Here is a 22,482-nt window from a genome sequence, read left to right as displayed (position 1 = left end):
TGTGGGATAAGACAAGGGCGTCGGCCATGGGCCGCGCCAAGGAGTGAACTCCAACGCCAAATGACGCACCGCGCCGGCCCTCGCCGGTCGGGGGGTCGGTCGGCCGGCGAGCACGCTTGGGTAAGGAGCGGCCGACGAGCACGCTTGGGCCCGAGGCGGCTGGCGACCTGGCCTTACTTCGTGTTGGCGCTCAAGTGCTTCGAGAACTCTTCCATGAACTTCTCGGGGTGCTCGATGTAGGGGGTGTGGGCGGTGTCCTCGAAGCGAACCTCGCGGAACTGGCCGCCGGCCGCGGCGTACTTCTCAAGCACGGCCCGGGTCTGCGAGATCATCGGTTGCGGCGGGTGCACCTCGTCGCCGGGCCAGCCGGGAACGGCGCCGATCTTGCCCAGGTAACCGATCTCCGATAGCGACGTGTCGGACACGATCTGGTCGTCGGCGCCCCAGACCCACAAGATAGGTGGTTTGGGTGCGGCGGCCAGGAAGCGGGTCACGGTGTCGCCGACGTACTTAGGGGAGATGGCGTTGATGGGACCCTTGACACCGGGGCCAACGCCAGGCCAGTTGCTCGAGGGAACGGAGTCGCCGGGGTAGCGGTCGGCGCCCATCTTCTCGCTGAGCATCGAACTCAGCAACGCCTCTTCGCGCGCGGCGCGGAAGGGGGGCTTCCAGTAGAGCGCGTTCATGACGTTGCGGGGCGAGCTGGGGTCGTCGCTGCTGCGGTCGCCGGCGGTCATGCGTTTGACCATCTCCGGGTTGACGAGCCCGCCGCCGGAGCCCGCGAAGTCGCCGTAGGTGGGCGTGCCGTCCACGTCCTTGGTGCCGCCGAAGCCGTAGGGCGACCCCGGCGCGACGAACGTGGCGGAGAGGATGTTCTCTGCGTCCGCCGGGATGAGACCCCACAACACGGCGCCGCCCAACGAATGCCCGGCAACGTGGTACTTCGTGATGCCGAGTGTTTCCTTGAGCGCAAGCAGGTCATCGACCCAGTCCTGGACCCCGCGCGTTGCGTCGACGATTTCGTCGTCGGTGTCGCCGTAGCCGCGCAAGTCCGGCGCTATGGCGCGGAAATCGTCCGGCAGCGCGAGCATGGTCTCTTCCCAGAAGACGCTGGACGATGCGTTGCCGTGCACGAACAGCACCGGCATGCCCCCGGCCGGTCCGCTCGTAAGCACTTGCATGCTCAGGCGAGGCGTGCTGATGCGTTGCGGCTTGACACCGGGGAGGTGCAGGGTCTTTTCCATGGTGACGCCACCATACCGCTGGGTCCGCGGCCCCTCCACGGATTAACGATTCTTCGAGAACGGTTATCGGGCCACCCGGGCCCAGCATGACTAAGCACCCGCGCCCAAGAGCGTTGGGGGGAGGGCGAACCGCGGGGGCGAGCCGAGGATCGTGACGGCCTCCTATAGCGGGCGCGCGAAGACCTGCGTCCAGTAGTAGTTGGACTCGGCCGCGCCGAACTCCGTGAAGTTCGGGCTCATGATGTTCTTGCAGTGACCCGGGCTCGCTAGCCACCCGTTCATAACGCTGGAGACCGTGTGATAGCCGGCCGCGATGTTCTCACCTGCCGCCGACCAGGTGTACTGCTCACGCTCGATGCGGTCCTTGAAGCTGGATCCGTCCGAGTCCACATGGCTCATCGTTTCGTGATCTGCCATGTCCTGGCTGTGGGCCGCGGCGGCTCTTCGCAATCTTTCTTCTAGCGCTAACGGCGGGACCGGGGGCAGGAACTCTGTCCCGCACGTTGCTCCCTCTGAGCGGGCCGCGTTAACTGCGTCCAGGAGCGCTCTGGCGATTGGTTCTTCCGCGGGCGGAGGCGACGGTGGGCTTGGTGGTGAGGGCGGCCCCGGCAGTGGAGGGGGACCCGCCGGTGGCGGTGTCGCCGGAGGTTCGGGCAGCCGTGGCCCGGAAGGCGGTGGCGGGCGTACGGGATCCGCAGGCGTGGGCAGCGGAGGCACGGGCTCCGAGGGGCCGGTCACGGGTGCTGGCGGCGATGCCCCTTCGCCCAGTGCATCGGTGAGGCTACAGGCGGCGAGCAAGCATGCCATGGCGAGAGCCGCCAGCACCAGACGAAACGCCATTGGGAAGGGTAACCGTTGACCCCCGCAGGCGCAATGACGTTCTTCCGTGAGCACGGCTACGTAGACCGCGATGGTTTGAGGCAGATATGGCTGAAGCAGTTTTCACGACCCCGCCGGGCCAAGAGACACCCCAGGACCAGCTCGGGATTCGCTGGTGGACGCTAGGAGTTCGTAAGTCCTCCCTAGCCCGCTCTATTCATGAGGGTCGCGCTGGGGTCGGTTTCCGGGGTGCGAAAGGCCCGGACTTTGGCGCCGGGTTGCGGTTCTGACTCTGATGGTGACCGGTTCGGGGCGGTGGTGCTGGTTCCGGGTGTCCCGGGCGTGTTTTCGGGTGTCCCTGGGCGCGCTTCGCCGGCCGGTGGCGCCTTGATTACCGGATTCTGGGTTTGTTGTTGTGGCCTTGCCTCAGGCGGGCGGCGCGGCTAACCGCCTTGCGATGGTCACCCATTCGTTGCGCCATGGCGCTGCTTGGGGCAGGTGGATCACGATTCTCCTGGTGCTGGTCTTGAACCAGGCGCCCAACTTGATGAGCCGCTCCCTGATGGTGGTCACTTGTGCGCTGGCGAAGGTCGTGCCGGTCGCCGCTAAGCGGATCTCCTGGTATAGGGCGAACGCCGTGGCGTGCAAGATTACTCGCAGCTGGTTCGCCGCGAAGTTCGTGCAGCTCGTCTTGTCCATGCGGATGGCGCTCTTGAGTTCCTTGATGCGGTTCTCCACGTCACCCCTGCGGCTGTAGACACTCTCGTAGACGAAGGCGGCATCGCCGACTAAGTCGGTGACGACGAACCGCGCATTATCCCGCGGGATCCTGCCCGGGTAGCGGGTGACTTCGGCCTTGATGATCACCCGTCGCGAGTGCGGCCAGCTCTTCTTGGTCTGGTACTGCTTATCCAGGTAGACGCGTTCGCTGGTTCCGCTGGCTTCGCTGAGCGCCCTGGCGATCGCCATGCCCGGCTCGGCGTGCTCTTTCAAGACGCTGTTGCTGCTCATGCCGATGGCGTAACGCACCCGGTGATCATCCAGGTACTCGAACACGCTGGGGATAGCGAAGCCCGCGTCGGCTCGCAGCGTCACCTGCGCCCTCGGGAAGTGCGCCCTGACGTTCTCGATCACGCCGCTCAGGAAGCTCAAGACCTGATCGTTACCGGCGTTACCCGGCCTGAGCAGGGAGGCCACCAGGTACTGCTCGGCCTCGTCGTCGAACTGGATGAACGCCAGCAGCGGCAAGAAGCCGTGGTTGCCGTACAAGCCGTTGAACAASGCGCCTTGCTGCTCACCATGAGCGTCATCCCAGGTGGCGTCGACGTCGATGATGATGCGCTTAGCGTTCCGGCGCAGCCTCCGCTGGTGGCGGTTCAGCACCGCGCCACTGACCGCCTCGCTCGCCGCTGCGACCTGCTTCTCGTCGAAGGCGTTCTCAAGGCGCGAGATGGTCGGCTGCGACGCCAACTCACTACCCGTCCCCGGCACCCGGCCGAGCAGCAACTGGTGAGTGGGGTCATCTCGTAAGCGCGCCGCATCGTTGGCGTCCTCGTAACCGTTCCCGATCCCGAAAGCCCGCTGCTGAACGACGGCAAGCAACGAATGCCTGACCTTGCCCGCCTCGCGCGCATCAGGCAGCGCGCCCGCCACCGCCGCCGTCAACCGAAGACGGTCATCCGCCAACTTCAGCAGCAACGCCCCGCCATCGGAACTGCTCGCCGGCTGATCGAATGCCGCCACGACCGGCTTCACGAAGCCACCCTCGAACAGCACAGTCTGCGAAGTGATATCCTCTGCCATAAGAAGGCCTCCGAACGTTAGTGATGTTGTGCTGCACACGCATTCTAACCCACGAAGGCCTTCGTTTTCTTACCCCTCATGCATAATCCAGGCTAAGAGCTTGGTGGGTTTGGGCGCTCCAGCCTTCCAAGCGCGCCCGAGTGACTTCAACTTGGCTTCGTCCGAGAAAGGAAGGTTTCTTGGGCGGCGCATTACAGCTTGCGTAACATTACGGCTCCTCGAACCGCGATTGATGCTCGAGGATGTTGCAAAGCTGGTTCGAACCGTCAACTTGTCACGGCGGGACAACGACCGCTCGACGACCTCAAAAAGCGCTACTTGCTCCTGGGCGCCAGAGCTCACGATTCTTGGTCGCTCACCGGGGCGCAGCGTGCACGAGAGGCAGTCGCAGTTCGCCGCGGCGTCTAGTTTGCCTCGCGCAAGGTAGGGCGGCTATGGGACCCTCGGAGAGTATGTCAGACATCACGGCTGAGCACAAGCGGATTATGCGATGGTCCAACGCACATTTCGTTGCCTGTCTCTGAGCCGCGTTCACTTCAGACGCCCAGAGGCCTCTGCTGCTGACATACCTGGCATTTGAAGGGACACACGACCGCCGCTACCTTGCGGAGTTGTTCTGGCCTGACGCCGCTGACTCGCGCCAGCGTCTGACCGTTGCCCTCTCGCAACTCCGGTCCGCCGCGCCGACCTTGGTGTGGACCGAGTGGTCGCGGGTCTTAGCGGACATCGACTGCGATGCCGCCCAGCTGAGAGAAGCCCTCACCCCCGACGACCCTGCCACCGCCGGTAGTCTGGCGAAGTGCGCAGCCGCGCTCGTGCCCGGCGTCGGCGGCAACGTGCCGCGGAGAGAGCGACTTATCGCACTACAGGCGGCCACTGAAAGCCCGCGGCTTGGTGCGCTACGCGAAGTGGCAGAGGACTTGGTCGGCTCACCCGCGACCAAGTTACAAAGCCGCCCAGGCCACGCGGTTCTACTGGAGGCTTCCCGCGACTTCCTTGGCTCATCGCAATCCATATCAATTGTCATTAACACAAAATTTCCCAGCAATCGGCGACGAAAAGTCAGTCACGGCACGGCGGGCTTGCAATATTACTAGCGGCCATGCTAGTTTGATTAAAATTCATTTGAGCTGAGATTAGATTGGCCCCGCACGGAGGTGAAGACGGATTACTACCCGGGAGGAGAGCTATAGAGTCTGTAGACGAGCTAAAACAGAGGCTTGTTACGTAGTTTCAGAGGCGTTTTTAGAGGAAGCGAGGATTGAATGAATAGAATTGCGATAATCAGTCATGTGAGAGGCGCAAGTGATGTATGCAAACAAGTGCGCTCCTCAAAGACACACCGCCCGTTGACCGCGCTTTTTCTGACGGCGCTTTTGCTGCAATTGGCGCCCGCCGCGGCTCAGAAACTGGAACCGCAGATGGGCGGTACGCTGGTAGTGGCTCAGGTTGGGACGCCACGTTCGATGAACGACATCATTGACCCAGGTATGCCCGGCATTGCGATCCTTAACATCACCAACGAGGGTCTGCTCGCCATGACCGTGGAAGGCGAAATCGTGCCGGTGTTGGCAACGGACTTGCCCGAGCAGCCCGACGATTTGACTTTGATTTTCACGCTGCGCGACGACGTTGTCTTTCATTCAGGTGAGCCCCTGACGGCCGAGGACGTTGTCTATACGTTGGAGAGACTTTACGGGCCCGACTCAATTGCAACCTTCCGTGCTGTTTGGCAGGAGAATATCGCGAACGCTGAAGTGCTTGACGATGGCAGGGTCAAGGTCACTTTGAAACAGCCGTGGCCGATAAGCCTCTCCTTCTTTGCTGGTAACCACTCCAAGATAGTCAACAAGAGCTTCGTCGAGGCTGCGGGGGACAAGTACGGTGTCTCGCTTTGGGATGGTACTGGGCCGTTCAAGATTAAAGAATGGGTAAAGGATAGTCACGTCACGGTGGTCCGGAACGACAACTATTGGATCAAAGGTAAGCCCTACCTTGACAGCATAGAGTTCCGCGTTATCCCCGAGCCTTCGACGCAACTCGCTGCGTATCAGACAGGTGAGGTTGACCTGCTCCTAGAGCCATCATTCGGACAGATCAGCGTCTTTGAGCGGTTTCCCAATACAACGATTGCCCAAGGGCCCAGCGCGGCAGAATCCATCCTCACCTTCCGGACACAGATCGCGCCGATGGATGACGCTCGGGTTCGGCGGGCCATCTCGTTGGCAATTGACCGTCAAGCTCTCATTGACGGGGTGTTGGGCGGCCGCGGGAGCCTTGGCGGCTCGATCTTTCCGCCCTACCACTGGGCTCACGACCCTACGATTGTGGTCGAGCGTGACGTAGAGCAAGCCCGCGAACTGCTTGTTGAGGCCGGTTACGACAAAAATAACCCGCTCCGGTTCACTTTGGTGCCGCTCAATGAGCCGCTGTTTGTCAACCAGGCGACTCTGATCCAACGTCAACTTGCCGAGGCTGGCATAGACATGAAGATTGTCCAACTGGAGTACACCAGTGCCTCCGCGATGACAGCTGGACCACAGGCGGAGTGGCTCGGGGATGCTGCTATGTACCGTATTACGCCCCTCCGCGGTACGGCTTTTGAGTTCTCGTGGTACCAATATGATAGTAAGGGCCCACTCAACCGTAGTCGCTATAACGTGGACGGTCTCGACAACGCACGCGTGGAGGACCTGCTCAACCAGGCCAGTAAGCTGTCGGATTACAACGCCGACCAGCGAGCGGAGGCCAAGGTGCTCTATGACGAAGCCAACCGGTTGATCCTTGAAGATGCTCCACAACTGGTCCTCAACTTCTGGGATACCGTGAACGTCGTGAGCAGCGCCGTCCACGGCTTTGTTCCCTCGCCCGTGAACCTCCCCTCGTTTACCGAGGTCTGGATGGAAGGCCGTTAAATAGCCCGAGTAACGCATTGGGAGGGAAGCGCTCTGGGGGGAGCGCTCTCTCCCCAATACCGTCGGAGCCAGCCCTAAGGAGCAGCTATGAAAATCATTGACCTTTCATGTCCACTTGACTCTACTTACAGGGGGGCGCAGTACCCTACCATTGGGAATCGGGTCAGGTATCACCCGCTTTACACCATGCCGCGAGATGGCCGTCGCGTCACTGAGTTTTCTCTCACGACGCATACTAATACACACGTGGATGCACCTAAACACGTTTTTGAAGATGGTAAAGCCATTGACGAACTCCCTCTCGAGAGCTTTTACGGTGAGGCCATCGTGGTGGACGTTCCGAAGGGCGAGCTCGGGGAGATAACCGCAGAAGACTTAGAGCGCGTTGGCCAAGAGGTGCGAGAAGGTGACATCGTCTTGCTACATACGGGCTGGGGCAAGTACTTCTGGACTGAGCCGAGGCAGGCTGACTACCTTGCCGTGAATCACCCGGGACTGGTCGAGAGCGCCGCCGTTTGGTTGGTTGAGAAGAAAATCAAGGCAGTGGGCATTGACTGCTTCGCGGTGCGACACCCCAAGCTGAGTCCGGCACTCTCGCTGGCAGACAGACAGACGAACAAGGCGAAGCCAACCGAACCTGTTCATTACCACCTTCTTAAGAACGACATTGTCATCGTGGAACAACTAATGAATCTTGAAGTTATCGCTGGACAGCGTGTTACAGTGGCCTTCTTCCCCCTACCGTTCGTGGGCATAGACGGTTCGCCTGTCCGTGCGGTCGCAATCACGTGAATCCACCGCAGGACAGGGGTGCCAGGATGTCGGTTAATTCGAGAGCCGCGCTCAGGGCGATCCTAAGTGAAGATGTCGCCTACGCTGTTCCAGGAGTGTATGACGGCCTTTCAGCCCGCTGCGCAATGCGGTCCGGCTTTCCTGTTGTACACGCTACTGGTGCCGGCATTTCGTGTAGTCTTGGTTACCCAGATTTAGGTCTCATAACCATGACCGAGGTGCTGCAGCGTGTCCGGGAGATCTGCACCGCGGTAGAAGTACCGTTGATCGCGGACGCTGATACTGGTTACGGGAATGTAATCAATATGCGCCGCACTGTGCGGGAGTTCGAGCAGGCTGGCGCTGCCGGTATTCACATAGAGGATCAGAAGAGCCCAAAGAAGTGCGGTCAACTCTCGGGCAAACACGTCGAGCCAGTCGAGGAGATGATGCAGAAGATCAGGGCCGCGGTGGCGGCACGAAGTGATCCTGACTTCGTCATCATAGCGCGCACGGACGCGAGAGAAATCCTGGGACTTGAAGAGGTAATCCGTCGTTGCCGCGCGTATTTTGAGGCGGGGGCGGATGCGGTCTTCCCCATGGCGTTGGAGGGCGAGGGGGAGGTCGTCGCAGTTGGTAGGGAAGCCCCGGGTCCCAAGATGATCACGGCAACGCACGGTGGCAAGACACCTAGCTTAGGCCTTGGCCGTTTCGGCGCCCTCGGATACCGGTTTGTGGTCTACGCCATGTCCCCCATGTTGGTAGCGGCTCATGCTTTGCAGGAGGCGCTCACCGCTATCCGCCGGGACGGCACCGACGCCGCCGTAAGCGGGCAAATGCTCAACTTCAAACAACTGTACGACTTGGTGGACATAGAAGCCTATGAAGCTTGGGATCAGCGCTTCAATGCCTAAAGTGCAGAAAGAGGGCTAATGGGTACGGCGGAGTTCCTGGTCAGACGGCTGTTCACTATGATCCCCGTGCTCGTAGGAGTGACCGTTCTGGTCTTCATGGTCTTGCACTTAGCACCCGGAGACCCGATCGTGCTCATGCTGGGAACCGAGTGGACCCCCGAACGCGCGGCCGTGCTGAAAGCGGAGATGGGGCTCGACCGCCCACTGCCCGCTCAGTACATCTCCTGGCTAGGCGGTCTGTTTGTAGGTGACCTGGGAACCCAGTACACTACTCGCGAACCCGTACTGAGAGCAATTGTTTCTCGAGTGCCGACCACACTGATTCTTGCCGGCGGCGCAATGGTGGTAGCTACGCTAATCTCCATTCCACTAGGTTTCCTAAGTGCCGTCAAACAAGGGACATGGATCGACAGCGGGCTTCGAATACTAGCGCTGATTGGCATCTCGATGCCTGTATTCTGGTTGGGAATCGTCCTAATAATAGTCTTCGCCGTAAACCTAAGGCTTCTGCCTGCCGGCGGAGGGTTAGCTCAACATGGCTGGAAAGCATTCATCCTCCCCTGCGTGGCGCTCGGCACCTCCTTCGCAGCCCTACTCATGCGCATGACACGCTCTAGTGTGCTAGACGTAATCAGACAGGATTACGTGCGCACCGCCGAGGCTAAGGGCCTAAGCAAGTTGTATGTACTTTCTAAACACGTTTTCAAGAATGCCGCCATCCCCATTGCTACCGTGGCCGGACTCCAACTTGGTGCTGTCCTAGGCGGAGCGGTGCTGACGGAAATCATCTTCAGCCTACCCGGCTTGGGGCGGCTACTATACGCGGCCATCAACAGCCGGGATTATCCTACACTCCAGGGCACAATCTTGTTTGTGGCCCTAGCGTTCGTCACCATAAACCTGCTTATTGACCTCCTCTACGCCGTCCTTGATCCACGCGTGAAGTACGGCTGATATGATGCGAGAGGAGAGTACAGACACCCCGGGACTCAAGGATGGACCGACAGAAGCAGTCAAGTCCGAAAACCGAACGCTACGAAAATTGCGGCGGGACAAAACGACGTTGGCAGCGCTGGGTCTTATCATCGGCTTGGTGCTGGTAGTACTTCTCGCGCCTTGGTTGGCGCCGTTCTCCGAGGAACACATAAATCTGCAGGAGTTGTTGCTCGCGCCGAGCTGGGCCCATCCGCTCGGAACCGACCACCTCGGGCGCGACGTCTTGAGCCGTATCCTCTACGGTTCACAGATATCGGTCCTGGTGGCCGTCTTGTCTACATTAGGCGCTGCCACCATCGGTACGGTTTGGGGAACTACAGCCGCATATTATGGCCGGTGGTTTGACGAGATAAGCACCAGGATTTTTGATGTCATGTTCGCATTCCCATACATAGTGTTGGCCATGGCATTAGTAGCCTTGATAGGGCCAGGGACCATAAATATAATTTTCGTGATTGCCATCGTCCGGATTCCGATGTTCGCCCGGCTTGTCCGCGCGTCGGCATTGACCATCAAAGAGGCAGATTTCATCCATGCGGCAAGTGCACTTGGTGCGCGAGATTACTCAATCATCCTCAAACACTTGGTGCCGAATCTGCTGGGGCCGGTGCTGGTGATGGGGTCTCTGACAATGGCTACGGCCATCAATACCGAGGCGGCCCTAAGCTTCCTTGGTCTTGGTGTAACGCCACCGCAATCGAGTTGGGGCACCGTCCTCTCGGACGGCCGTGACTACCTCTGGCAGGCTCCATGGATCTCTACGTTTGCCGGCATCGCCATCACTATCGCAATTCTCGGCTTCAATCTCCTTGGGGACGGATTACGTGATCTTCTGGATCCGCGACTGAGGAGTTAAGCCTGCCAGGTAAGGGGCTATACCCATGATCTGATTGCTCCTCAATTTTGCCGCCGCCACGCGATTCCTGGTACGCCCTTTTAAGGAGGTCACCCTAACTTTGGTCAAGACTCAATGACGAGATCGCATAGTCAATACCCCGCCACCACTTCAACTGTCTCACTTTTCGGGCAGATTCCCACCTGCTGCTAGTCTAGATTCAAAGGAGAATCAAACATGAGCACAATACTTTTCAAAGGTGCAACTGTAATCGATGGAACGGGCAGAAAGCCGGTCCCTAACCAGTCCGTGGTTGTAGAAGGCGATCGGATCGCGTACGTCGGCTCGGAGGGTGATGTCGCGGTGGACGTGCTTAAGCGCGCGCAGGTAGTCGATGTTTCCGGAAAGTATCTCACGCCAGGGCTTATGAACCACCATGATCACCTCGATAACAGGCGCCAGTCGAGTAGCTTTCAGTCGCGGGCCGCGCTGCCGCCTGTGACCTTGGCACTGCGCGGTGTGCATAATGCGCTGCTCAGCCTGCTCGAAGGCGTCACTACCATCCGAGACCTGGGTGGCAAGGGTCAGGGGGGCATTCACCTTCGTGACGGCATCAATGCTGGCCAGTTTCCGGGGCCGCGGGTGTTCGCCTGCGGCCAACCGCTCGTAATGACCGGTGGCCACGCTTGGCAGGTAGGCCGGGTAGCCGACGGGGAAGAGGAGGTCCGGCGTGCAGCGCGTGAACAGTTGAAACTGGGGGCGGATTTCGTAAAGCTTATGGCCAGCGGTGGATATGTCACCCAGGGCACAGATGAGCCGTTTTCGCCGCAGTACTCGCTGGGCGAACTGCGTGCGGCGATCGAGGAGGCGCACGACGCGAACAGGCTTACTACCGTTCATGCACACCCAGGGGTGGCCGTTCGGCGCGCAATCGAGGCTGGCGTCGACTGCATTGAGCATGGAGCGCTACTCGATAAGGAAGCTGCTGAACTAATGGCCGAGAAGGGAATCTATCTTGTGCCTACACTGAGCGAGAGTTGGATCATAGGATACCGGGGTCACGAGGTCGGCAGGCCGCAGTGGCTTATCGATGCCAGTAAGGGTCATTTGGCTGAACGAATGGGACACTTCAAGCATGCCGTTCGTGCTGGGGTGAAAATGGCCGTGGGCACCGACGTGATTGGGGAGATGGTCGATGAGATGCGGCTAATGGCCGCCGGAGGACTGTCGAACATGGAAGTGATCCAGTGCGCCACGAAGAACGGGGCGGACCTGCTGGGTCTCCAAGACGATCTCGGAACTGTGGAGGTTGGCAAGTTGGCTGACCTAGCCATCATGGACAGCGACCCGGTCAACGACCTCGGGGCATTCAGCGACGTTCGACTCACTGTTAAGGGCGGCTCGATCTACGACGTAGAGGCTATAATCCGCAACCTGGACCTCACCATCAAGCGGCCGCGTGAGCTGCGGCCGGAGGAGATTGCCGCCACCGCCTAGGCACTTACATTAGGTGGGATGGGCAGTAGATTTACTGCCCATCCCACCACACGGTGTGGGAGACCGCGGTAGTTATTCATCTTAGCCCTGGCTTTGGGTCACGTTCATTTGAAAGTGAAGTGGTTGGCAAGAAATGCGAATTGCGGAGCGCGCCTTAGACGCGATAGATAGTAAACTAATCCGGCTTCTAGAAGAGGATGGGCGAGCCAGCTATGCCTTCCTTGCCGCACAACTGGGCGTCTCGACCGGAACTGCACGAAATCGGTTGCAGAGGCTATTTGAGCAGCAAGTCATACAGGTAGCAGCGTACGCCAACCCTAATCGGGACGTAGCAGTTCGAGCCTTCATTGGTTTCAGTGTTGAGGCAATGTACCTCAAGTCCGCCGCACAGGCATTGATTGAAGATGATTGCATCCGCTACGCCGCTATTTCTGCGGGAAGTTTTGACATCGTTGCCTTGGGCGAGTTTAGTTCTAAGAACGCGATGCTCACTTTCGTCGCTAGTACTGTAGGGGGTATTCAGGGAATTAAGGGAACGCAGTCCTTCGTACTGTTGTCGGTCCTGAAGAGCCTTGGAAAAGTCATCGAGCCTTTAAGAGAGGAGGGATTAGGCCGACCTTTATGAGTGATCGACAAGGATGGCTAACCTACTTTAGGGGTTCAGAGAACAATGGAATGGAGGGTTTCGATTGAAAAATTATCGCATCGCCGTTCTAGCGGGTGATGGCATTGGCCCAGAAGTAGTCGAGGGGACTCGAGTCGTGTTGCAGGCGGTGGACGACCTCCTCCGCCAGGGAGGGTCGAGTCTGGATTTGGTCGACATGGCCATGGGTTTAGAAGCCTATGAGAACTGCGGCCATACACTTCCACCGGAAACGCTTGTCGGTGCCCAAGAATGTGATGGGATCCTAATGGGTCCTATTATGAATCATATCTACGCTATTGGCGAGCCAGGTGTGGTCAACCCAAGCAAAGTGTTTCGGAAGGAGCTCGACCTCTTCGCCAATATCAGACCAGTGCGAGCGTACCCTGGAATAAAGGCGTTGTATCAGGACGTCGACATTGTCGTCGTGAGGGAGAACACCGAGGGTTTTTACGCGGATCGTAACGTTCTAGATGGTAACGGGGAGTTACGTCCCGACGCCGATACCGTAGTGTCCGTGCGAGTGGTCACTAGGCGAGCATCGGAGCGAATTGCTCAGACCGCCTTCGAGGTGGCCCGACAGCGCGGTGGTAAGCGTCGTGTGAGTGTTGCTCACAAAGCTAACGTCCTTCGCAAAGGATGCGGCTTGTTTCTGGAAGCCTGCCGCGCAGTAGCGGCGGATTTCCCGGATATTACGTTAGACGCGTTTCACGTGGATGCGCTGGCCATGCATTTGGTAATGAGGCCTAGCGAATTTGATGTCATCGTTAGCACCAATCTGTTCGGCGACGTACTGTCGGACCTAACAGCTGGACTCGTAGGAGGTCTCGGATTAGCTCCAGGCTTGAACGCTGGGCGATCGTTGGCGATGGCTCAGGCAGTGCATGGCTCGGCCCCAGATATAGCGGGGCTGAATATTGCCAACCCAATCGCGGAAATTTTATCCGCTGCCCTATTGCTACGTTGGTTAGCTGAACGCCACGGGGATACTGCACTAATCAGGATAGCTAGTCTCATCGAGGAGGCCGTTGCACTCACGATTAAGGAAGGTACTGGCTTGACGCCTGACCTAGGCGGGAGTGGCTCGACCCTGGACGTCGCGCACAGCGTTGTCGAAAGCATAGGAACATTAGCTTCGTTATCGATTGGGGCGTGAGATGCATACATACGGACAGTTTATTGACGGGGAGTGGCGCGTGCCGAGTACCAGTGTCTCTAACACCGTATTCGACAAGTATTCAGGCGAACCAATAGCCGCGATTGCAGAAGCTAGCAAAGAGGAGGCAGACGCGGCCGTCAAGGCTGCAAGTGACGCCTTTAACTCCGAGATTCTGCCACCTCACACACGGTTTGAGGTCTTAGCCCGTGCAAGTCAACTAGTGGAAGTGCACGCTGCTGAGCTAGCTAAGCTACTAGTACGGGAAGTTGGTAAGACCATCTTTGAGGCGAGGGTCGAAGTGGCAAGTGCCATTGCCAGTATTCTAAACTCAGCGGAGGAGGCTAAACGAATTCATGGCGAGATGATTCCTATAGATGGTAACGCTGGCTCGGAGCAGAAGCTTGCCTTTACGCTACGAGTTCCGTCAGGGCCAGTATGTGCAATAACGCCGTTCAACTCGCCCCTCAATATTGCGGCGCACAAGATTTCCTCGGCACTCGCTGCTGGTAGCAGTGTAGTTATCAAACCCTCGGAGGTCGCCCCCCTTTCCACTATCCGGTTGCTGGAACTGTTCAGTGAGGCTGGACTTCCGAGCGGCTACTTGAATGCGGTTTTTGGTGGGGCAACGCTGGGCGAGCAACTCTGCCAGGACGAGCGGTTTAGCCGCTATAGCTTCACAGGAGGTACCGCCGCCGGACGGAAAGTAGCAGCGGCAGTCGGCTTGCGGCCTGTCACGCTGGAACTTGGACCAGCCGCGCCGACCTTCGTGCATGAAGACGCAGATCTGGACCGCGCGGCGAAACGCTGCCAACTTGCGGCATTCGCAATCGCCGGCCAGGTGTGCACATCCGTGCAGCGGTTGTTCGTTCACGAAACAATATTAACCCAATTCCTGGATAGGTTTCTGCCTCTCGTGGCTGCCCTCAAAATTGGAGATCCCGCTAGGGAAGACACAGATGTTGGCCCCATGATCAGTGACGCAGCTGCGGAAAGGGCTGAAGAGTGGGTGCAGAAGGCCGTACAGGGAGGCGCACACGTGCTTGTTGGCGGTCATCGTACAGGACGGATGTTTGCGCCCACGGTCTTAACGGGTGTAACTCTGGAAATGGATGTATATCGGCGAGAGGCGTTTGCGCCGGTCGTGTGCATTGTGCCATATACCGACCTGGTGCCTGCGATATCGCAAGCAAACGACTTGGGCGGGGGTCTCCAAGCGGGCATCTTCACCCGCGACCTTAAGGTTGCTTTCGAGTATGCGAGACGCGTCCGAGCGGGAGCCGTCATGGTAAACGATACTTCCCGCTTCAGAGTGGCCAACATGCCGTTCGGTGGCGTCGGTGAAAGTGGCATTGGCCGGGAGGGTCCGAAGTACGCTATCCAGGAACTCACGGATGAAAAGACTGTCGTCGTGCACTTGTAACTGGTAGCTTCGGAGATTCGTCGGGATATGGGAGGTAACTGGAAGAGGACACTGTACATTCTGTTTGCGGTTCAATTCATTTCGTCGCTAGGATTTTCTGTTGTGTTGCCGTTCTTACCTTTGTATGTGCGGGAGTTAGGTAGCAGTACCGGTATTAGGCCCGAGTATTCGGCCGGGCTCTTTTTCTCCCTCCAAAGCATTACAATGATGATCGCGGCGCCTTGGTGGGGGCGACTGGCTGATCGGTACGGCCGGAAGCGCATGATCCTACGGGCAACTTACGGCGGCACAGTTGTTATGGTTGCAATGACGTTCGCTGGATCCGCAGAAGAGCTAGTGGTGCTCGGAGGGCTGCAGGGACTTGTGACGGGGACGGTGACGGCCATTGCCGCGCTGGTGGCTGCTAACGCGCCTCGAGCAAAGCTCGGGCAAGCGATTGGCCTTATGCAGGTAGGGCAGTGGGCGGGTATTGCCTTAGGGCCATTGCTAGGTGGTGCTGTAGCGGACCACGCGGGTTTTCGGGCCTCGTTTCTTGTGACTGCCAGTGTATTGTTGGCTTCAGGCATCATCGTGCAGTTAGGCGTCCACGAGGCGTTCTCAGCCCGACCGAGACCCTTGCTTCGGGTAGGGATGCTTGCCGATTTCAAGCGGGCAGCGGGAAAGACGGGAGTTCTCGCCATCTACCGCCTCAGATTCTTGGACGGGTTGGGGCGGAGCATGTTGATGCCGTTCATCCCATTCTTTGTCGCTTTGCTGGTGCTCGATGAGGGTAGGGTAGCTAGCGGTACTGGGCTAGCACTCGCTATAACCGCTGCGACTGGGATTGCCACGTCACTCGTCCTAGGGCGTGTCGGAGATCGCGTGGGCCACAAGTATGTGGTCGTAGGTTGCGCGTTCGCGGCAGCCAGCTTTTATATGCTATATGGGCTCGTAGACCACTTCTGGCAGTTGGTGGCATTGCAGGCGCTCACAGGCGGCAGCATCGGGGGGCTGCTTCCATCACTCAGCGCACTCTTGAGCCAAGCCACCGACCCGGCCGATGCTGGCACCATCTATGGCGCTGATAGTGCGATTAGTGCCGCCGCGCGGGCTGCAGCGCCACTTGCTGGCGCGGTGGTCATGGCTTGGTTCGGTGTCCGTGGACTCTTTGTCGTCACTGGCTGCGTATTCTGTCTAGTGGCAATCCTCGCTATAAGCTCTATACCTGCAATGGTCGCGCGGTCGTCCGAAATGCTCGGAAGCGAGCCTAAGTTAGCCGACCCTGAAGAACCTTGTTTAGCCCGTTAACCAAGCCTGGTTCAGCCTCGGTTCTGTATTCTAGTATTGCCAGTTATAGCCCGTGTGCGAAGTATCGTATGGTACAATGCGGAGCGTATGCTTCTCGACGTCAAGCACCAGCTTTGACAAATAGTCGCGTTCCACCGTCAACTCCCAAACCTTTGGCGTGCAACTTCGTGATGACCACCTCACCATCAAGCCGGCTTTCGGCCGGACTCTCGAATACGGCCACGGCGCTAACTAGTTGGCGCTGAAGAATCGAGTTCGTCTCCCTGGCAGCGGGTGGTTCTGTCCTGGTTTCGTGTCCTCGTTTTGGAGGTTGTGTCGTCCTGGGCGTCGTTTCCTTGCAATACAGTGGAGTATGAGGCCCCCGAAGAGCGCGGTGGAGGGCCAACAAGGCTCGTTGTTCCAGACCGAGCTCGCTCACCTGGTCGACGAGCGGCACCCACTCGTGCGCTTTGCGGGCGAGATCGACTGGGCGGCGTTCGATGAGGCGTTCGGAGTGGCTTACGCCGACAGCAACGTCGGTAGGCCACCTGCCCCGACGAGGTTGCTGGTCGCGCTGCACTACTTGAAGTACACCTTCGACTTGAGCGATGAGAACGTGATCTTGCGCTGGTTGGAGAACCCTTACTGGCAGTTTTTCTCTGGTGAGAAGTTCTTCCAGCACGAACTGCCAATAGACTCCTCCAGCATGACCAGGTGGCGTAACCGAGTCGGTGAGGCCGGCGCCGAGGAGCTGCTGCGCGAAACCATCCAGGCCGGCTTGCGCCTCAACCTCATCAAGGCCAACCAACTAGCTCGGGTGAACGTTGACACCACCGTGATGGAGAAGAACGTCCGTTGGCAAATAGTCCTTGATGGTAGCGCTAGTCCGGGTTGTTGGTGTGTTATCTCGCTACATCGTGGACAATGAATCTCATGGCTTCGTAGGCTTCTCGACTCAACTGTTCGTGCACAACTACCAAAAGGTTGATTCTGCGTCTGAGGTCTTTCATTCTTCGAACAGTTCGGGAATCCCTCGTTCGCGTTGCTGGAACTCCTTGAGGAACTCTTTGTGCTGGCGTTGCCACGGCTTGGTGGGGTAAGCCACGTGGACACCACGAATGGAGTAGGAGGCTACGTACCTACCAGAGGTCCGTAACGCCATCATCGGCAGTGGGAAGGAGAAGACGATCTCTCCGGTGGTGGGATCTGCGAGTAGGAACTCGTCGTCGGTGATGGTGCGGTAGAACAATCGGTCAGCGAACGTGCTGGGCAGGGAGACGTGATAACCCTGGTAGTACACCTGCCGGTTAGCACGCGTGATTTCCACGAGCCCCTGGTTCGCGGCGCGAGTTCCTTCGTTGCTCGCGTTGGGTATGACCTCGCTGGTTTTCGTGATGGTGATGGCCGCCTTGTCCAGGGTACGGATGTTCCTGGCGTAACGGTGACCGGCCGCTTTCGCTTCGAGCACCACGATTGGTATGGGCTCGGTGGCTGGCGTGTGCTCGAGTAGGTCCCATGCTTGTTTCGGGGTGGCTTGACCGAGCGCTTGGTGCGGCCGGCGGTTGTTGTAATGCTCTCGGTACCGGGTGATCAGTCTGCGGACTTCCTTCACGCTGGCGGGCTGGTGCGCGTCAAGGAAGCGGATGAGCGTCTGGTGTGAGCGTTCGGTCTTGCCCTGCGTGGTCGGTTTGCCTGGCAGGCCACTGATGGGCATGGTGCCGCGCGAGGCGAGGAACACCTCCACGGTTCCGATGCTGCCTTGCCTTAGTTGGTTGAAGGCTGATGAGTTGTCGCTCAGGAGTTCTTGCGGAGCGCCGTACTGCTCGATCGCTCTGGTGAGAACCCCTTGCGCGTCGGCGCTGTTCTCGCTGCGCTCGTAAGCCCAGGTGCCCACGTCATAACGAGAGGCGTCATCGAGCACTTGGTAGATCGTGATGATCATGCCGGTGCTGAGGGGGTACTCGAAAGCGTCGAGTTGCCAGAGCGCCATGCAGGTGGCGCGCACGAACGGTACGTACGACGACCTCGGCCTCTTTCGTGGTGAGGCGTCTACCTGGCCCACCATGGCTAGCAAGCGCGCGATGGTGGCGACGGAGGGGACGCGCGCGCCGGGGAACTCTTCAGCCAAGGCGGCTTCGTAATGGATGGAGCGCGGCCCGTAATCCCAGCCATCAGACTTGAGTCTCTTGCGGATCGCGACGAGCTCGTTGATCACCTCAGCGCCGTACCGGCGCGCTGGCTGTCTCGGCGCGCGTGATAGTGGGTGTAAAGCGCCGGCTGATTCTCGACTGGCTCGGGTGCGGATCTTGTAGTACGCGCTGCGGGAGATCTTCAGTGACTTGCAGAAGTCACTCACTGATAACGCGTGCGGCTGAGCCGGATCGAACTTGATTATGGCAGCCCGAACCTGTGGCGAGAGAGCGTTGGACATGCCCCGACCATGACAGGCCGAACGCCCACCGGAATGTCCACGAAGCCTTGAGACATGCTGTCCACGATGTCATGAGATCGAGTGTCCACGAAGCCATGAGACAGGACACACGAACAGTTGAGTCGAGAAGCCTACGAAGCCATGAGATTCATTGTCCACGATGTAGCGAGATAACACACCAACTAGCCGGACCAACGCTACCGAATGACCCTATTTGCCATCCGTCACCCCACCGATGCGAGGTTGCTTGATCGGGCGCGGGAGAAGCTCGTGAAGCAAGCCCGCGCCGAAGGTGTTCAGTTGAGGCAATCGTACGTGCGCGTCGGTAAGCAGACGTTGTTGCTGCAGTCTCGTTACGCGCACGCCAAGCAGTTCAAGCGTGCTCGTAAGGCCACCAGGAGGTTGAAGACCTTCTTGGGTCGCGTCATCCGCGACGTGCTGCGTATTCCGGCCTATCCGGCCGTCTGTTCCGCTTGATTCCGGCCGCTCGTTCCGGAGTTATCCGGCCACCCGTTTCGGGTGATTGCGGCCACCCACCCCGGTGGGGGTCAGGCGGGTTGGTCAACTTTCGCTGGTGGGCTCCTTTCTTGTCAATGGGCTGTTGGTCTTGCGCATGCTGTCGCCTTTCAAGTCGAGGTGGTGGGCGTTGTGGATGAAGCGGTCCAAGATGGCGTCGGCCAGGGTGGGGTCGGCGAGGTAGTCGTGCCAGGCTGGGATGGGTAGTTGGCTGGTGATGAGGGTGCTTCTGGTGCCGTAGCGGTCGTCCAGGATCTCGAGCAGGTCGCGGCGGTTGGCGTCACTCAAGGGGGTAACGCCCCAGTCGTCTAGGATCAGTAGGTCGACGCGTTGGAGGCCTGCCAGCATGGTTCTGTACCTGCCGTCGCCTTTGGCGATCTCGAGGTCGTGAAGTAGCCTTGGTAGGCGTTGGTATAGCGCCTTGTAGCTTTCCAGGCAGGCTTTGTGTGCTAGCGCGCAGGCGAGGTAGGTCTTGCCGACGCCGGTGGGGCCGGTTATCACCAGGTTGTGGTGCCTGGCGATCCAACTGCAGGCGGCGAGTTCTAGTAGCGTGCTCTTGTCCAGGTTGCGTCTGGCGGCGTGATCGATGTCTTCGATGCTGGCGGTGACGCGCAGCTTGGCTTGCGTCAGGCGCGTCTTCAGGCGCCGGTCGGCGCGGCTGGTGGCCTCGCGGTCGAGTAGTAGCCCGAGGCGCTCCTCGAAGCTCAAGGAGTCGATGTCGGTCGTTCTGAGTTGGTCCTCGAGGCCGGCGGCCATGCCGCGCAATTGCAGGCTGCGGAGCTTCTCCAGGGTGGGGTGGCTCAGCATGCGCGGCTCCCTTCACTCTCTTTGCGGTTGGTGGGCGCCGCGAAGAAGTCGGCGCCGCGCACGTTGGCGTGCGGCTCCTTCGGCAACGCCGCGGCTTCGGGCGGCGTCAGCGGCTGCTGGTCGAGGTTGTTCTTCAAGATGGCGTCGATGCTCTTGAACGAGTAAGAGCCGAGCTTCACTGCCCGCGCGCAGGCGGCCTCCAGGCGCTCGTCGCCGTGCTTCTTGCCGAGCCTGAGTACCCCCAGGCATGAGCGGAACGCCTGCTGCTCGTGCGCGCGGCGGCTGATGACGCCCGCAACGAACTCCAGCGTGGCCGGGCCGATCCGATCAGCCCACGCCAGCAGCTTCGCTTTGCTCATGCCGGCTTGCGCCTGATGCGCGATCGGCATGTGCTCCCTAACCGTCGTATGCCCACCCTTCCTACTCGATCTGGCGTGGCTCGCCACCCGCTTGTTGTGGTGGAACACCTCGATGGTGGCGCTGGTTATGCGCGCGTCGAGCTGCACCTTGGCGAGCTGGTGCGGCACCGAATAATGATGCTGCTCGATGCTCACGTGGTAATCCACGTGCGCCCTGACCTTCGCCCACCTCGCGAACACGTACCGCTCCCGCGGTAACGCCGCCAAAGCCGGCCGGTCGAGCTCCGCGAACACACTCGCGCGCGACCCCGGGCGCTTCTGGAAGCCCTTGCCGTTGAACTCCCTCAACAGCCCCCAGATGGCGTCGTTAAGCCCCTGCAGACTGAAGAACCTGCGGTTACGAAGCCGCGCCAGAATCCAGCGCTCCGCCACCTGCACCGCTGACTCTACGACCGCCTTATCCTTCGGTTTGCTGGCGCGCGCCGGGATCACCGCCAGCTGGTAATGCCGCGCGAACTCCAAGTAAGTCGGGTTCAAATCCGGCTCGTACAAGTGCGGATCAGTGACGCCTGCTTTCAGGTTGTCAGGCACCACGATCTGCGGGCAACCCCCGAAGAACGCCAGCATCCGCGTGTGCGACATGATCCAATCTTGCAGTCCCTGCGTCCACGTCGCCTCCACGAAGGCGTAATGACTCGCACCCATCGCCGCCACGAACACCTGCGCCTCCCGAATCACGCCCGTGCCCGGATCAACGACCGGCACCGTGGCGCCGGCGTAATCCACGAACACCTTCTCGCCCGCCAAATGCGTCTGCCGCATCGATAACCCCTGCAACCCCCGCCACTCCTGGAACAACTCGCAGAACCTCGAATAGCTGTAACCCACCGGGTTACGCGCCCGGTACTCCTGCCACAACAACATCCGCGTCACCCCCTTACGCCTAAGCTCCTTATCCAACGCATCCCAATCCGGCACGGCCCGCTCCGAAACCGCGACCACCGGCGCCGGCGGGAACAACAACGCCTCCAAGCCAACGTCATCCACCTCAGGCAGCGGCCACACCAAACCCGCCTCCAAAGCCCGACGCTCATACTCCTTCACCGTGCTGCGCGCCACACCGCAACCCCGCGCCACCTCACGCGCGCTGCGACCCTGACCCCACAACAACCTGAGAACCTCACGAAGCTTCCGCATCGACAACCTCTTCCTCGGCACACCAGCCCTCCAATGAAGGCACGGTAAGCCTCAACGAATCCCAACCCACCCCCACCCCGGGAGGCGGCCGGAATCACTCGGAATCAGCGGCCGGTTACGCTCGGAACAGGTGGCCGGATAACTTCGGAATCAGTGGCCGGGACGCATCGGAATACCCACGTGCAACGCAAAGCCAGCAACCCCAGCCCTGAGCTTCAGAACCTCTTAGCGCTCTCTGAACGCCTGCACGCCCAGAAGCGAAGCGACAAGGGCAAGCTTCACAGCCTGCACGAACCCAACGTCGATTGCATCTCGAAGGGCAAAGCCCATAAGCGTTACGAGTTCGGCTGCAAAGTAGCCCTGGCCACCACCAGCAAAGGCGGCTGGCTTGTAGCTGCTAAGGCTCACCCGGGCAATCCTTACGACGGGCATACTCTCACGAGCACCCTCGAGCAGATCACCGACCTGGTCGGGCGCGAACCTCAACACGCTTTCGTCGATATGGGTTACCGCGGGCACGGTTACGAGGGGCCCATCATCGTGAACGTCGATAAACGCCGGCGCGGCAGGACGCCTAAGAGCACCTGGCGCTGGATGAAGCGAAGGTCCGCCATCGAACCGACCATCGGGCACTTGAAGGCGCATAAGCGGTTGGACAAGAGCCGCTTGAAAGGCGAGCTCGGTGACCGCCTCAACGTCATCTTCGCTGCTGCGGCCATGAACCTGCACAAGATCATGAAGGCCCTCACCGGAACCCCGGCCATTTTGGCGCGATTCCTAGCCTGGCTACTCGACCGCCTAGAACACCGACCAGGAACCCTCGGACGCGCTGGCACCTGCTAGACGAATACTTCAACGTCGACTAACTAGGGACTGCGGCGTACAGACGG

16 protein-coding genes and 3 pseudogenes are annotated in these 22,482 nt (G+C 59.6%); 13 read left to right on the top strand and 6 right to left on the bottom strand.

The annotated features are described in order from the left end of the window. Window positions 1-173: 173 nt before the first annotated feature. From ROY82_10975 to ROY82_10965, 3 genes are all read right to left on the bottom strand, one after another. A complete protein-coding gene (locus tag ROY82_10975; GenBank protein MDT3682978.1) occupies window positions 174-1,244 on the bottom strand; it encodes an alpha/beta hydrolase in 1,071 nt (356 codons plus the stop codon). 162 nt (window positions 1,245-1,406) lie between these two features. Continuing rightward, window positions 1,407-2,051 carry a CAP domain-containing protein gene (locus ROY82_10970; protein MDT3682977.1) on the bottom strand — a complete coding sequence of 215 codons (645 nt, stop codon included), beginning with the start codon at window positions 2,049-2,051 and terminating at the stop codon, window positions 1,407-1,409. Between the two features lie 438 nt (window positions 2,052-2,489). Next, window positions 2,490-3,866 carry an IS1380 family transposase gene (locus ROY82_10965; protein ID MDT3682976.1) on the bottom strand — a complete coding sequence of 459 codons (1,377 nt, stop codon included), beginning with the start codon at window positions 3,864-3,866 and terminating at the stop codon, window positions 2,490-2,492. 1,265 nt (window positions 3,867-5,131) lie between these two features. Here ROY82_10965 and ROY82_10960 point away from each other — a divergent pair. The 11 genes and pseudogenes from ROY82_10960 (at window position 5,132) to ROY82_10910 (ending at window position 17,141) form a co-directional block, all read left to right on the top strand. Continuing rightward, window positions 5,132-6,781 (top strand): ABC transporter substrate-binding protein, encoded by a 1,650-nt coding sequence (locus ROY82_10960; GenBank protein MDT3682975.1) that lies wholly within the window; start codon window positions 5,132-5,134, stop codon window positions 6,779-6,781. 87 nt (window positions 6,782-6,868) lie between these two features. After that, entirely contained in the window at window positions 6,869-7,573 is a 705-nt protein-coding gene (locus ROY82_10955; GenBank protein ID MDT3682974.1) for a cyclase family protein, read from the top strand. A 26-nt stretch (window positions 7,574-7,599) separates the two neighbouring features. Further along, window positions 7,600-8,466, top strand: a complete 867-nt coding sequence (locus ROY82_10950; protein ID MDT3682973.1) for an oxaloacetate decarboxylase — start codon at window positions 7,600-7,602, stop codon at window positions 8,464-8,466. An 18-nt stretch (window positions 8,467-8,484) separates the two neighbouring features. After that, the gene (locus tag ROY82_10945) at window positions 8,485-9,420 is read left to right on the top strand and encodes an ABC transporter permease (protein MDT3682972.1); all 936 of its coding nucleotides are present in this window, start codon (window positions 8,485-8,487) and stop codon (window positions 9,418-9,420) included. 1 nt (window position 9,421) lies between these two features. Further along, window positions 9,422-10,318, top strand: coding sequence for an ABC transporter permease (locus tag ROY82_10940; protein MDT3682971.1), 897 nt, complete (start codon window positions 9,422-9,424; stop codon window positions 10,316-10,318). A 216-nt stretch (window positions 10,319-10,534) separates the two neighbouring features. Then, complete coding sequence (locus ROY82_10935; protein MDT3682970.1) at window positions 10,535-11,794, top strand: amidohydrolase family protein; 1,260 nt, start codon at window positions 10,535-10,537, stop codon at window positions 11,792-11,794. Between the two features lie 133 nt (window positions 11,795-11,927). Then, window positions 11,928-12,419: an Lrp/AsnC family transcriptional regulator gene (locus tag ROY82_10930; protein ID MDT3682969.1), complete on the top strand. Its 492-nt coding sequence runs from the start codon at window positions 11,928-11,930 to the stop codon at window positions 12,417-12,419. Window positions 12,420-12,483: 64 nt separating this feature from the next. Next, entirely contained in the window at window positions 12,484-13,593 is a 1,110-nt protein-coding gene (locus ROY82_10925) for an isocitrate/isopropylmalate dehydrogenase family protein (GenBank protein MDT3682968.1), read from the top strand. Between the two features lie 40 nt (window positions 13,594-13,633). Beyond that, window positions 13,634-15,016, top strand: a complete 1,383-nt coding sequence (locus tag ROY82_10920) for an aldehyde dehydrogenase family protein (GenBank protein MDT3682967.1) — start codon at window positions 13,634-13,636, stop codon at window positions 15,014-15,016. Between the two features lie 27 nt (window positions 15,017-15,043). After that, entirely contained in the window at window positions 15,044-16,303 is a 1,260-nt protein-coding gene (locus ROY82_10915; protein MDT3682966.1) for an MFS transporter, read from the top strand. Window positions 16,304-16,655: 352 nt separating this feature from the next. After that, window positions 16,656-17,141: pseudogene (locus ROY82_10910) on the top strand (transposase). Window positions 17,142-17,288: 147 nt separating this feature from the next. On the opposite strand, the gene ROY82_10905 reads toward ROY82_10910, so the two are convergent. Then, window positions 17,289-18,713 carry an integrase core domain-containing protein gene (locus tag ROY82_10905; protein MDT3682965.1) on the bottom strand — a complete coding sequence of 475 codons (1,425 nt, stop codon included), beginning with the start codon at window positions 18,711-18,713 and terminating at the stop codon, window positions 17,289-17,291. A 228-nt stretch (window positions 18,714-18,941) separates the two neighbouring features. On the opposite strand from ROY82_10905, the pseudogene ROY82_10900 reads away from it, so the two are divergent. Then, window positions 18,942-19,157 (top strand): annotated as a pseudogene (locus tag ROY82_10900) (IS5/IS1182 family transposase). Between the two features lie 117 nt (window positions 19,158-19,274). Here ROY82_10900 and istB read toward each other — a convergent pair. Then, a complete protein-coding gene (gene istB / locus ROY82_10895) occupies window positions 19,275-20,036 on the bottom strand; it encodes an IS21-like element helper ATPase IstB (protein MDT3682964.1) in 762 nt (253 codons plus the stop codon). Beyond that, window positions 20,030-21,592 (bottom strand): IS21 family transposase, encoded by a 1,563-nt coding sequence (gene istA / locus ROY82_10890; GenBank protein ID MDT3682963.1) that lies wholly within the window; start codon window positions 21,590-21,592, stop codon window positions 20,030-20,032. The genes istB and istA overlap by 7 nt, the downstream gene beginning before the upstream one ends. Before the next feature lie 180 nt (window positions 21,593-21,772). On the opposite strand from istA, the pseudogene ROY82_10885 reads away from it, so the two are divergent. Next, window positions 21,773-22,339: pseudogene (locus tag ROY82_10885) on the top strand (transposase). The last annotated feature ends 143 nt before the right edge of the window (window positions 22,340-22,482 follow it).

It is taken from the genome of Truepera sp. (assembly GCA_032027045.1).
In the GTDB taxonomy this organism is placed as follows: domain Bacteria; phylum Deinococcota; class Deinococci; order Deinococcales; family Trueperaceae; genus JAAYYF01.
The sequence above is the reverse complement of the archived record's forward strand: the minus strand, read 5'-3'. Positions and strand labels throughout refer to the sequence as shown.